11 protein-coding genes and 1 pseudogene are annotated in these 11,805 nt (G+C 51.9%); 5 read left to right on the top strand and 7 right to left on the bottom strand.

Annotated features, from left to right (window positions below; translation table 11 throughout):
• Positions 1 to 164 precede the first annotated feature (164 nt).
• Positions 165 to 2,156, top strand: coding sequence for an elongation factor G (locus BRW62_RS07090; RefSeq protein WP_099798868.1), 1,992 nt, complete (start codon positions 165 to 167; stop codon positions 2,154 to 2,156).
• A 280-nt stretch (positions 2,157 to 2,436) separates the two neighbouring features.
• On the opposite strand, the gene psbA is transcribed toward BRW62_RS07090, so the two are convergent.
• Positions 2,437 to 3,519 carry a photosystem II q(b) protein gene (gene psbA, locus BRW62_RS07095; RefSeq protein WP_099798869.1) on the bottom strand — a complete coding sequence of 361 codons (1,083 nt, stop codon included), beginning with the start codon at positions 3,517 to 3,519 and terminating at the stop codon, positions 2,437 to 2,439.
• Between the two features lie 234 nt (positions 3,520 to 3,753).
• On the opposite strand from psbA, the gene BRW62_RS07100 reads away from it, so the two are divergent.
• The 4 genes and pseudogenes from BRW62_RS07100 (at position 3,754) to BRW62_RS15185 (ending at position 7,797) form a co-directional block, all read left to right on the top strand.
• Positions 3,754 to 4,914, top strand: a complete 1,161-nt coding sequence (locus BRW62_RS07100) for a 5-(carboxyamino)imidazole ribonucleotide synthase (protein ID WP_099799874.1) — start codon at positions 3,754 to 3,756, stop codon at positions 4,912 to 4,914.
• Complete coding sequence (locus tag BRW62_RS07105) at positions 4,914 to 6,458, top strand: hypothetical protein (protein WP_099798870.1); 1,545 nt, start codon at positions 4,914 to 4,916, stop codon at positions 6,456 to 6,458. Before BRW62_RS07100 ends, BRW62_RS07105 begins: the two co-directional genes overlap by 1 nt.
• The gene (locus BRW62_RS07110; RefSeq protein WP_227517294.1) at positions 6,458 to 6,805 is read left to right on the top strand and encodes a DUF2103 domain-containing protein; all 348 of its coding nucleotides are present in this window, start codon (positions 6,458 to 6,460) and stop codon (positions 6,803 to 6,805) included. Before BRW62_RS07105 ends, BRW62_RS07110 begins: the two co-directional genes overlap by 1 nt.
• Positions 6,793 to 7,797, top strand: a pseudogene (locus BRW62_RS15185) (RNA-guided endonuclease InsQ/TnpB family protein). Before BRW62_RS07110 ends, BRW62_RS15185 begins: the two are co-directional and overlap by 13 nt.
• Positions 7,798 to 7,814: 17 nt before the next feature.
• Here the strand turns inward: BRW62_RS15185 and BRW62_RS07120 are convergent.
• The 6 genes from BRW62_RS07120 to BRW62_RS07145 form a co-directional block, all read right to left on the bottom strand.
• Entirely contained in the window at positions 7,815 to 8,255 is a 441-nt protein-coding gene (locus tag BRW62_RS07120) for a hypothetical protein (RefSeq protein WP_198405919.1), read from the bottom strand.
• Positions 8,256 to 8,403: 148 nt separating this feature from the next.
• Positions 8,404 to 8,850: a DUF29 domain-containing protein gene (locus tag BRW62_RS07125; RefSeq protein ID WP_099798871.1), complete on the bottom strand. Its 447-nt coding sequence runs from the start codon at positions 8,848 to 8,850 to the stop codon at positions 8,404 to 8,406.
• 16 nt (positions 8,851 to 8,866) lie between these two features.
• On the bottom strand, positions 8,867 to 9,316 hold the full coding sequence (locus BRW62_RS07130) for a DUF29 domain-containing protein (RefSeq protein WP_099798872.1): 450 nt from the start codon (positions 9,314 to 9,316) through the stop codon (positions 8,867 to 8,869).
• A gap of 1 nt (position 9,317) precedes the next feature.
• Positions 9,318 to 9,785, bottom strand: coding sequence for a DUF29 domain-containing protein (locus BRW62_RS07135; protein WP_099798873.1), 468 nt, complete (start codon positions 9,783 to 9,785; stop codon positions 9,318 to 9,320).
• Positions 9,786 to 10,127: 342 nt separating this feature from the next.
• Positions 10,128 to 10,727 (bottom strand): L,D-transpeptidase, encoded by a 600-nt coding sequence (locus tag BRW62_RS07140; RefSeq protein WP_099798874.1) that lies wholly within the window; start codon positions 10,725 to 10,727, stop codon positions 10,128 to 10,130.
• Between the two features lie 368 nt (positions 10,728 to 11,095).
• Positions 11,096 to 11,440, bottom strand: a complete 345-nt coding sequence (locus BRW62_RS07145; protein WP_157768334.1) for a hypothetical protein — start codon at positions 11,438 to 11,440, stop codon at positions 11,096 to 11,098.
• Positions 11,441 to 11,805 lie beyond the last annotated feature (365 nt).

Raw genomic sequence — 11,805 nt, forward strand, 5'->3', positions numbered from 1 at the left:
GCAACAATTAACCGACGCTTAATGGTTGTTTACGCATCCCTTAAGAGATGCTGCAAATTTCCCCGGTGGCGATCGCCACAGCGTGAGAATTTATATAAACAAGAAACTAAGGGTCTATTCTGGACAATTTTGACCCGAATGGCAAATCAAAAGGCAGGTGTCCGATGGCAAGACAATGCAACATTGCCCTGATAGGCAGCTACAACAGCGGTAAGACGACCCTTCTCGACAGTATTTTACGCCTCACCCAAACCATCAATGGCAAGGCCAGCAGCCTCCTCGATAGCAGCCCTGAAGCCCGCGATCGCCACATGGGCACAGAAATCAACGTGGCCTATGCCCACTGGGGGGAGCTAGAGGTGACTTTGCTAGACTGCCCCGGCTCAGTAGAGTTGCTCCAAGAAACCCTCAATGCCCTTATCGGAGTTGATATGGCCATTGTGGTGTGCGAACCCCTCAGCGATCGCGCCTTTACCCTCACCCCCCTATTTAAATGTCTTGACGACTGGCAGATCCCTCATATTCTCTTTGTGAATAAGATGGAGCGCTCTCACGATTCCTTTATGGACATTCTGGCTGCCTATCGTCAGGTCTCCACGCGGCCACTGGTGCCCCACCAATACCCCATCTGGAACGGTGATGATTTGCTAGGCTACATCGACCTTGTCAGTGAAGACGCCTACCACTACCACGCGGGTGCTGCCGCCGATCTAGTGCCCTTCCCCAATGCCCTGCGAACTGTGGAGCAAGCAGCGCGGGCTGAACTCCTTGAAGCCCTAGCCAACTACGATGATCACCTACTAGAAGAGCTACTGGAGGACATTGCCCCACCCACGAGCGAAATTATGGCAGATTTGCGCTGGGAGCTAGGAGCCGACCTCATTGTCCCCGTCTTCTTTGGCAGCGCCCAAACAGATTACGGCGTGCGCCCCCTCCTAGCCGCCCTAGAGCGGGAAGCACCCGCCGCGCAGGAGACGGCGGCTCGTCGTCAGCTCGCTGGGGATGCCCCCTTGGCACAGGTCTTGAAAACCTTTTATTTACCCCAAGGGGGCGGCAAGCTCTCCTTGGTACGCGTGTGGCAGGGCACCCTCACCGATGGCATGAGCCTTAACGGTGTGCGTATTGGCGGGATGTATCGCGCCCTTGGGCACCAACTACAATCCCAAAATCAAGCCACCGCTGGCGACATTGTCCTCTTGGCACGCCTAGAGGGAATTGCCACCGGTGACACCCTTAGTCTGGATGGTCAAGCAGCGGCTCTCCCGCGCGCCGAACAGCTTAAGCCGGTCTATGCCCTAGCCATTACCCCCACCAAACGCAGTGATGAAGTCAAGCTAACCACGGCGCTGCAAAAGCTCCTAGAAGAAGATCCGGCTCTACGCTGGGAACACCACGGCGACACCCACGAAATTATCCTTTGGGGACAAGGGGAAATTCACCTGCACATCGCCCTCGATCGCCTGCGGCGGAAGTACAACCTGCCCATGCAAACCCATCTGCCGCGTGTGCCCTACAAAGAAACCATCCGGCGTAGCACCCACAACAGCCATGGGCGCTATAAGCATCAAACCGGCGGCCATGGTCAATTTGGGGATGTCTATCTAGACATTGCCCCCCTCAGTCGCGGCAGCGGTTTCCAGTTTGCTGAAACCATTGTGGGGGGTGTGGTGCCCAAGCAATATATTCCGGGGGTTGAGCAGGGAGTGCGGGAATTTCTCAACCATGGCCCGCTGGGCTTTCCGATGGTGGATTTGGCGGTGACCCTCACCAATGGCTCCTATCATTCTGTGGATAGCTCCGAGCAAGCGTTCCGCCAAGCAGCCCGCCTCGCCATGCAAGCGGGGATTCCTCAGTGCGAACCGCAACTGCTAGAGCCAATTATGAGGGTGCACGTGTGGGTGCCCAAAGCCTTTACTGCTAAAGTCATGCAAGCCCTCACGGGTCGCCGGGGGCAAGTGCTGGGTTACGACCAAAAGGCAGACTGGCCGGGGTGGGAGCAAATTGAGGCTTACCTGCCACAGTCAGAAATGCATGACTTCGTTGTGGAGCTGCGCTCAATCACCATGGGGGCTGGGGGTTTTCACTGGGAGTTTGACCATTTGCAAGAAGTACCCGAAAAACTAGCGGCAGCCATTCTTGCCGCCCACAGTAGCTAGAGGATCCGCCAGTGACATCCTCCCAACGCTGCTGATCCACGGGTACAGCGCAGGCTTCCTTCGCCCCGCCAAAGGCGTATGGATATTCCTGCCCCACGCCACTGCATGCGCCAAAGCAACGTGGCGAGGGAAGGGTCGCCAACCATCCCTTTGAGAATACCAGCGGCGCTTGAAGCCATAAAAACCGCAGTAGCAGGCAGAGAACAGATACGGAAAACCGCCCCTCCAGCGAGAGACGGTTAGAGATAGAGATTTAGTAATCTTCTAGGCTCTTGAGCAATTAGCTGTTGATGCTCGGGGCAATCATGGCCACAGGGGCAGATTCAGCACTGGCTAAGTCAAGCGGGAAGTTATGCGCATTGCGCTCGTGCATCACTTCCATCCCCAAGTTGGCACGGTTGATGATGTCGGCCCAAGTGTTGATCACATTCCCTTTGGAATCAATCACCGAGTGGTTGAAGTTGAAACCGTTCAGGTTGAAGGCCATGGTGCTGATCCCCAAAGCGGCGAACCAAATCCCCACCACTGGCCAAGCGGCTAAGAAGAAGTGCAGCGCCCGACTGTTGTTGAAGCTGGCGTATTGGAAGATCAAACGACCAAAGTAACCGTGGGCAGCCACGATGTTGTAGGTCTCTTCTTCTTGGCCAAATTTGTAACCGTAGTTTTGCGACTCGGTTTCGGTGGTTTCACGAATCAAGCTGGAGGTCACCAAGGACCCGTGCATGGCGGAGAACAGAGCGCCACCAAAGACACCGGCCACACCCAACTGGTGGAAGGGGTGCATCAGGATGTTGTGCTCCGCTTGGAACACAATCATGAAGTTGAAGGTACCGGAAATACCGAGGGGCATACCATCGGAAAAGCTACCTTGACCAATGGGGTAGATCAAGAACACGGCAAAGGCCGACGCCAAGGGAGCAGAGTAGGCAACGCAAATCCAAGGACGCATCCCCAGACGGTAGCTGAGTTCCCATTGCCGACCCATGTAGCAGGAGGCACCCAGCAAGAAGTGGAAGATGATCAACTGGTAAGGACCACCGTTGTAAAGCCACTCATCGAGAGAGGCGGCTTCCCAGATGGGGTAGAAGTGCAAGCCAATGGCGTTGCTGGAGGGCACCACAGCACCCGTGATGATGTTGTTGCCGTAGATAAGCGACCCGGACACAGGTTCACGGATGCCATCGATGTCCACCGGAGGAGCAGCAATGAAGGCAATCACAAAGCAAATGGTTGCGGCTAGCAGCGTTGGGATCATGATCACCCCAAACCAGCCCACATAGAGCCGGTTATCGGTGCTGGTGACCCAATTACAAAACCGCTCCCACAGATTTGCGCCTTCGCGGCGCTGGAGAGTCGTAGTCATAGTCGTAATGAATCTAATGTATATAGATGACAAAACCCTTAACAATTGAAATAAAATGCAAGGGCTTAAGCATTAATCTATAGTTTTTGACTAGGAAGAGGGAGTGATCTAAATTCTTGTTTTCAAAACTAAATGATTGGTAAACTGTATTTATTTTTCTTTACTAATTTATTTGAGGGCGATCGCCCCAGCTTCGAAATTACGACAATAGTGAGGTTGTACATTACATATTGCATGGTGAACTCAGGACAATCCCCTATTCCAAGCATTGGTGTCATTGGTGGTGGCCAGTTGGCATGGATGTTGGGGTTAGCGGCCAAGGAGATGGGGATCAGCCTTTGGGTGCAAACCCCCGACCCTAAGGATCCAGCCGTAGCGGTTGCGGCGGGGGTAATTTACGGTGCGGTCAGTGATGTGATGGCCACCCAGCGGTTGGCTGCCCACACAGAGGTCATCACTTTTGAAAACGAATTTGTCGATCTGGGCGCGCTACACGCCCTTGCAACGCAAGGAGTCTGTTTTTATCCGACCTTGTCTTCCTTGGCACCCCTGCTAGATAAGTATCAGCAACGACGCTTTCTGCAAGAGTTGGGGATTCCGATCCCGGCCTTCACCTACTTAGAAGAGTGGCCAACCGTGCTACCCTGCGTGATTAAGGCCTGCCGCCATGGGTACGATGGTCAGGGCACGTTTTTAATCCGCACGGAGGCGGCGTGGCAAGAGTTTCGGCAGCGATGGCTAGAGATCCCAGCGCAGCACTTTCTTGCAGAGGCGTTTGTTCCCTATACCCATGAGCTGGCGATTATGGCGGCGCGATCGCCCCGGGGGGAGATTGCCCTCTATCCAGTGGTAGAAACCCAGCAGGTCAACGCAATTTGTCGGCGCGTGATTGCCCCAGCCGCGGTTACGCCAGCCATTGTCCAGCAGGTGGAGCGCATGGCAACGGAGATTTTGAATGCCCTAGAGGCAGTCGGGATCTTTGGCATAGAGTTCTTTTTAAGCGCCACCGGGCAGGTGCTCGTGAATGAAATTGCCCCCCGCACCCATAATTCGGGTCACTATACGATTGATGCCTGTGCCACCAGCCAGTTTGCCCAACATCTGCGGGCAGTGAGTGGGCAGCCCCTTGGCAGCACGGCGATGCATACTCCGGCAGCAGTCATGGTGAATTTGCTGGGGTTAGCAGCGGCGGAGGTAGATTACACTGCTAAATGTATGGCTCTAGCGGCTCTTCCCCACGCACATTTGCACTGGTACAGCAAGAAAGAGGCCTACGCGGGGCGTAAGCTGGGGCACCTGACTGTGTTGCTCGATACCCCTGAGGCAGCAGCAGCCATGATTCAGCAAGTCGAAGCAATCTGGTATGGTGCTAGTGTGTCTGCCTCGCTGTGCTAATGCGTCCCTCGCGTCTGCCCTTCCCGCAACCGCTAGATAAAGCTGCCCTAGGAGTCATGTTGGTGGCGGCGCTATTCACGCTGCTTCTGCTTTGGGGGGGAGATCGCACCCATGCCCAAGTGCGCTACTTTACTTGGCAAAACCGCGATATTGGTGCTGACGATCGTGCCTTTATCTTGGCGTTTAATCGTCTCATGGATTGGTCGTCGGTGACGCAACACTTAAGGATTGAACCGCCCCTCGCAGGTAAAGCTAGTTGGTCAGGGCGGCGCTTTGCCTACACGCTGACCCAGCCTATTCCCTACGGCCAAACCTTTCAGCTCTCCCTTGATGAAGCGGTTTCAGTTCCCCAAGGTAAACCCATGCAAGCCTTTCAGGGCCAGTTCCGCAGTCGCGATCGCGTCCTTGTATATCTTGGCTCAGGGGTGGAGGAAGGACGACTCATTCTCTATAACCTGACCCTGCAACAAAAAACCTTTTTGAGCCCCCCTAATTTACGGGTGTTTGATTTTCAGCCCTATCCCGCTGGCGATCGCATTCTCTTTAGTGCTAGTGAGCGGGGCGAACAAATGAGCTTTGACCCCCAACTTTATACGGTTACCACGGGTCTGCATTTCAATGCCCCAGACCGTCCGCGCCGTCAACCGCGCCCTATTGGCGAGCTCTCCTTAATTCTCGACAATAGCGACTACCAAAATCTACGCTTTCAGTTGGCAAACGACGGCAGCAAAATTATTGTGCAGCGGGTTAATCGTCTGCAACCAATGGAGAGTTCCCTGTGGCTGCTGGATCGCAACTTTCAGCCCCGCCGTCTAAACCAAGCGGCGGCGGGAGATTTCCGCATTGCCCCTGATAACCAGCATCTTATTATTGCCCAAGGTCAGGGGTTGGCGATCGTGCCGTTGGTGCCTGAGAGTAAGGAAACCGCCTTTGACTTTCTCCCGCAGTACGGCATGGTTCTCGATTTTAGCCGCGATGGTCGCAAGGTTGCGGTGGTGAAGTTTAATCCGAATTTCTCGCGATCGCTATACGTGGTGAACATTTTTGGTACCCATGAAGAGTTGTTGACCGTGAATGGCTCCATCCTTGCAGCGCAGTTTGACCCTAGAGCAGAGCACCTTTATGTGATTCTGACGCGGATTGAAGGGGACGAAACATACCGTGAGGTACCCTATTTAGGACTCTTTGACCTGAAAACTAAGCAGTTATACAAGCTCAAGGACTTTGCTCCACAGCAGGACTTATACCTGAGCTTGTCTCCCGATGGGCGCACCTTGGCCGTGGACTATGCCGAGGGTCACTCAACTCCCGATACCATTGACAATAGCGATCTGTATGGGGATACTGCCCCCCTAGAGGGTTCCCCCGATCTCCTAGGGGAGCTACCCACCCCTGACACTGGCGAGGCACCCCCACGCTCTGAGCAACCCCAGCCCCAACAGCACCAAATTTGGCTTTTCCCCCTAGAATTAAATCAGGATAAGATTACAGTTGGGATGCCAGAACCGTTGGCACCCGGTCTGCAAGCACGGTGGTTACCCTAATGGCAGCGGCAACTGGTCGAGTTGTTCTGAATCACTCTACCCATATTGAGGGGCTGATTCCCGTCCTAGAAAAGTTGGCCAAGGTAGCGGGCATTACCACCCTCACTCCGGGGGTGATTGCCCCGGTCAAAGGCAAGTCTCCCCACCTGCACCTGCGAGTGTCAGTGCCCATTAAGGGAGGCTTCAAGGTCATTGCACGCCGTGGCAAAACGGTGCAAGAGGTCTTTGTTGTTACCCACCTGAGCGAGGCGGAACTAAAAGGCGCGATCGCCACTGTTTTAACGACATGTAGCAAGAAGTCCCCGATGCTACAGCAGGCGAATCGTGGGATGAATTGCGACCAATAACAACAACCAACGAACAGAGATTAGCCCTAGCCAAAAGCTTTGGCTGCTGTCGCTGGTACTGGAATTATTCGCTCAACTTGTGCCAAGAAACCTACCAATCAACTGGGAAAGGGTTATCACGCTCAGCTATTCAGGGAGTACTCCCTAGCCTAAAGAAGCAGCACCCTTGGCTGAAGGAAGCTTACTCGCAGTGCTTGCAAGTTGTGGCTCTAAATTTATCCACGGCTTACAAGAACTTTTTTGAGGGAAGAGCGAAGCTACCAAGATTCAAATCCAAAAAAGGTCGTCAATCGATGACCTACCCTCAAAACGTCAAAGTAGAAGGGGATGACGTTAAACTCCCTGGAAACGTTGGGACGTTGTACTGCTGTCAACATCGAGAGTTTGAGGGAAAAATCAAATCGGCTACGGTTTCGCTCAATCCAGATGGGAAGTACTATGTGTCCCTCCTCGTTGAGGATGGCCGAGAGCAACCTCCTCCTAGTCCTGAGGGGAAAGCAATAGGCATAGATTTAGGGCTGACTCACTTCGCAATTACGAGTGACGGCTCAAAGTTTGATCATCCTCGACACTTAGCCAAACATGCTCGTAACCTAAAGCGCAAATAGAAGAAGCTTTCTCGCAAAAAGCAGGGAAGCAACAATCGCGATAAAGCTCGACAGCGAGTCGCTCGCGTTCACAGTAAAATAGCTCGCTGTCGTGAAGATTTTCTACACAAGCTATCCCGCAAGATAGTCAACGACAACCAAGTGATTGCTGTAGAGAATCTTTATGTGAAGGGGATGGTGCGAAATCCCAACCTCGCTAAAGCGATTAGTGACGGTGGTTGGGGGATGTTTTGCACCATGCTCAAGTACAATGAAGCCTTGCGGATATTGGAGTTAGGAACTCGCTCTACTGCCTTTGGGAGGGAACGTAAGTCATCTGGTAAAACGTCGGTTTTGTTAGATGCTGTCCCCGTTGAACAAGGAAGCCGCTTATCTAGCCCGTAGCGATGAGGAGCGGTAGTTCACCTTAACTCACGGTAAGCTTGGAGAGCCGCTTGTTTAGTGTCTTCGGGCACTAGGGGAAAAGTGCTGAGAATATGGACAAATTCGGTTTCGGTGAGACCATACAAATGGGCAATGATGCCATCCAGTTCCGCCCGCAATTTTGCCCGTTCAGCTTCGTCGGTAACGCCACGCCCCTCGTTAGCCCTCACCCTACATTCCTCTCCCAAAGAGGGAGAGAGTGGATGGTCTTGTCCCCCTTCTCCAGCTCCAGAACGGGAGAGGGGAGCAAGAGTACTGTCCGGTTCCCCTTCTCCCCCCTTGAGAGAAGGGGTTAGGGGATGAGGGAAAACCGCCGCCCACAAATCCTCAAACTCCGGCGTAGTGCAAATCAGCTTCGCCGCCCGCTCCACAATTTCAGCAAACCATTTATCCCCTTCTTGAAGCCGAGGAACAGGCATTGAGTAAACATAAAACATATTGCAATGAGCTGTTACTTTCTGACGAATCATAAAGTCAAATAAAAAACTATTTAAGATAGAAGCTGCTACCAATAATTCCGGCTCTATCGTCCGAGTTATGCTTAATCAATAGCTAAATGCCAGCAAATTAAGCAGGGGTCAAATCAGTGGGAAAGTTAGGGTCAAAGAGTTGTTCGGGTGTATAGGGACAACTTTGGGGTAAATCCTCATAGTCTAAAGGGGTTTCACCCACAACTAAATCCTTACCAGATTCATAAGCATCGGCAATTATCTCTGTCAGATAGGGTTTGAGGCTAGGGTTTTGACCGATTAGTTTTTGTGCTGCTCGCCGTTGCTCGCGAATTGTGGCTCGCCAACTTTTACTACGCTGTTCCGGTTGGTAGTGCCACTTCAACAGGTGCCCAATTAAAATTCCTAAGCGACTTTCCAGTTCTCGACGTTCCTGCTTTCCCAATGACTCAATTTCCTCCACCAAATTTGGGATGTCCAGATGCTTGAAATCGCCTTCCTTAAGCAACTTTGACTGCTCCAGTGTCCAGGCATAGAAATCCGTTTCGTAGAGATTGGATGGCATATATTCAAGTCCTAACTCAGATCATTGAATTCAAATCAGCGGGAAAATTTGGATCGAACAGTTGCTCGCATGTATAAGGACAAGTCTTCGGCAAATCCTCATAATCCAAGGGAGTCTCTAGCCGTACTAGATCGACTCCAGCTTTATATCCCTTAGCGATCGCCTCTAACAAATAGGGCTTGAGGCTAGGGTTTTCGTCCAACAGATCTTCGATTTCACGACGTTGGATTTGAATGGTCACGCGCCAGCTTTTGCTGCGCTTGTCGGGCTGATAATCCCACTTCAAAAGATGCCCAATTAAAACACCGAGTCGGTTTCTCAGTTCCTGACGCTGTTGCTTCCCCAATGACTCAATTTCCTCCACCAAATTTGGGATGTCCAGATGCTTAAAATCGCCTTCCTTAAGCAACTTTGACTGCTCCAGTGTCCAGGCGTAAAAATCAGTTTCATAGAGATTGGATGGCATACTAATTCTCCTCAGTGGATTGCAGCCAAAAGTCATTATTCAATAATTGCTCGATGGCGCGATCGTAACTCCATGCATCCGGAAAAGAGACTTGAGGATATTCCTTCCGTACATTTTTAAGCGCAATTTGCCAAGCCTTATCAAAACTGAGTTCCCATCGATTGCTTAAGCTCGGTGCGGTATCTAATAAAACTTCTAGTTCCGAACGCTGAGTCCGAATTGTTCGCTCCCATCCATTGTAGTCACCGGGCAAGTTCACATATAACCGTTTTAATAAATGTTCTAGTAAAACAATTAAACGACTAATCAATTCCTTTTTCTGAGAGATCCCCAATGCCTCTACCTCTTCGATCAAATGCTCAATATCCAGATGGTCAAAGTCCCGTGCTTTCAGCTTGGCAACCGTATCTTCTGACCACAACAAAATATCTTGGTCATAGAGGGAGCTTAGATTTGGGGTTTGAGACATTAGAGAATCTCCTTAACGATCTATGGCGGTTGTCTATTCGGTTAGGACAAATTTTGGCTTCTACACTGCGGCAGTTCTCCCTCACATCGGGTAGGGCTGGAAGCCCCGTACTTCAGTGCGGGGAGGAAAGCTCCTTTAGCAACTTCAGTTGTTTTAGGTTATAATTGTACTGCGGACACCAGAAACGGTTGTTCAAGGCACTGGTAACGGTCGATTGGGGGTGTTGTAAACCACCCCAGGGGCTCGCGGTTGGCTTGCTAACTGCAGGGCTACTAAAAGCTCCCTGCTTTAGCTGGGAGTAGTTTACAACTATCATTCATTGTCAATAGCGGCTGTCGCATGCTAAGGCTGCACAATTACCCGTGTACCCACTTCAATTTTCTCGAATAGGGCACGAATATCACTGTTACGCATCCGCACGCAACCATGGGACACTGCTTGGCCAATAGCAGACTCGTTGGGAGTTCCGTGGAACCCCGCATAGTTGTTATTCCCCATCGGGGCAAACACAATGAGGCGATCGCCCAAGGGATTGCGTGGCCCCGGCGGAATCACTGACCCAGTAAAGGGGCTTTCCCAGCGGGGGTTGACCACTTTATGGAGGACTTTAAATTGACCTTGGGGCGTTTCCCAGCCCGGCTTACCCACCGCAACTGGGTAGCTAACCAGCACCTGATCACCCTCGTACAAGAAAACACGGCGCTCCCGTAACCGCAGGACAATCTTACGCTCTAAGGCGGGTAAAAAATTAGCAGCATCCCCCAGAGGAGGTAATGCCATTGTGGGGGGAGCAATCGTCAATGGTAAATACGGCTCTGTGTCAGGGGCACGACTCAGGGTTGCCTCAGCAGGGACAGCACCAGCACTGCTGTAGCCAGTAGCGATCGCCCCGATAGCGCCTATCAACAAACCCCAAAAATGTGTTTTTCCCCACCGTGACATGATGACGACTCCTAGCTTAATCTTTTTTGTCAATATGGGGTTACTTATGAGCTTGACTACCACTGAAGCTATGCTCTTGTACCCCACATTGTGCATTTGCTAAATAGCAAAAAGCGGCGTTGCCGAATGGAAGTATGATGTTCGGGTGTGAGTCTTTTGCCACCCTCACCCTAGCCCTTTCCCAAAGGAGAGGGAACAAGACTCTTAGCGCCCTTCTCCTTGGGGAGAAGGGTTGGGGATGAGGGCAGCCACACTCAGCAACACCCAAAAAGCTACCGTTGGTTACACGCCTAGTACAGAATCCGAGCAGGTGGCATAGCAGGCGGTGGAGCAGCAGCAGGGATGCGAGCTGGAGGTGGAGCGGTGACCTAGGGGACTTGAATCGGGGTCACGGCTACGTAGGGAGGGGCAGGAACAATAGCAGCACAAATGATTTTGGCCGTTGGGACGCTGGCCTTAGGCTTGAGAATCACGGCAATATCCATCCCCTCAACAATTTCAGCCCGGAAAGGGCGCTGGCGATGTTTGCGATCAAACACCACCACAATTTCTTCTCCCCACGGCTGGCGTAGAGTGACATTATCGCCATCAATATTGGTAACAATTCCCCGCACAGCCTTGACCTCACGGGCTTCGGCGGGAGCTAACATCACAGTTGCACAAGTTGCTGTTGCAGCAAGGGCAACCACAGCGGCACGACGCATATTAAACACAGCTTTACTCCTGTTTAATCAATCCAAACCACGGTATTTAGGCGTGTTGAACAATTTCTTGACGCCCCACAAAAAAGCAATCCCAGTCATTCAAACCAAGTGTCCTTAGAACGAACTCAGGATTCTAGAACTTGAATACTGAAAATTGCATGAACGAAAAGTGAATAATTACCCGCATTGTACGAACGAGTTCCCGAGAGCGTCAAGGTTTATCGATGAATCTTGATACTTCCTTAAGGACATCAACATTGACCTATTGCTGTCCTAGGACAGTCGTCCATGCCATCAATGGGCGGTGCTACCGCTCAGCAGACTGGTTGCTGGCGTAGCTGACAACGTGCCTAGGGGTGTTTGACTTCTCCCCT

This window comes from Thermostichus lividus PCC 6715, assembly GCF_002754935.1.
In the GTDB taxonomy this organism is placed as follows: Bacteria; Cyanobacteriota; Cyanobacteriia; order Thermosynechococcales; family Thermosynechococcaceae; genus Thermosynechococcus; species Thermosynechococcus lividus.

What these genes read in the sequence shown, in the direction of transcription:
- BRW62_RS07090 (WP_099798868.1), top strand. Translation starts at nt 165, where the DNA reads ATGGCAAGACAATGCAACATTGCCCTGATAGGCAGCTACAACAGCGGT.
- psbA (WP_099798869.1), bottom strand. Translation starts at nt 3,519, where the DNA reads ATGACTACGACTCTCCAGCGCCGCGAAGGCGCAAATCTGTGGGAGCGG.
- BRW62_RS07100 (WP_099799874.1), top strand. Translation starts at nt 3,754, where the DNA reads ATGGTGAACTCAGGACAATCCCCTATTCCAAGCATTGGTGTCATTGGT.
- BRW62_RS07105 (WP_099798870.1), top strand. Translation starts at nt 4,914, where the DNA reads ATGCGTCCCTCGCGTCTGCCCTTCCCGCAACCGCTAGATAAAGCTGCC.
- BRW62_RS07110 (WP_227517294.1), top strand. Translation starts at nt 6,458, where the DNA reads ATGGCAGCGGCAACTGGTCGAGTTGTTCTGAATCACTCTACCCATATT.
- BRW62_RS07120 (WP_198405919.1), bottom strand. Translation starts at nt 8,255, where the DNA reads ATGCCTGTTCCTCGGCTTCAAGAAGGGGATAAATGGTTTGCTGAAATT.
- BRW62_RS07125 (WP_099798871.1), bottom strand. Translation starts at nt 8,850, where the DNA reads ATGCCATCCAATCTCTACGAAACGGATTTCTATGCCTGGACACTGGAG.
- BRW62_RS07130 (WP_099798872.1), bottom strand. Translation starts at nt 9,316, where the DNA reads ATGCCATCCAATCTCTATGAAACTGATTTTTACGCCTGGACACTGGAG.
- BRW62_RS07135 (WP_099798873.1), bottom strand. Translation starts at nt 9,785, where the DNA reads ATGTCTCAAACCCCAAATCTAAGCTCCCTCTATGACCAAGATATTTTG.
- BRW62_RS07140 (WP_099798874.1), bottom strand. Translation starts at nt 10,727, where the DNA reads ATGTCACGGTGGGGAAAAACACATTTTTGGGGTTTGTTGATAGGCGCT.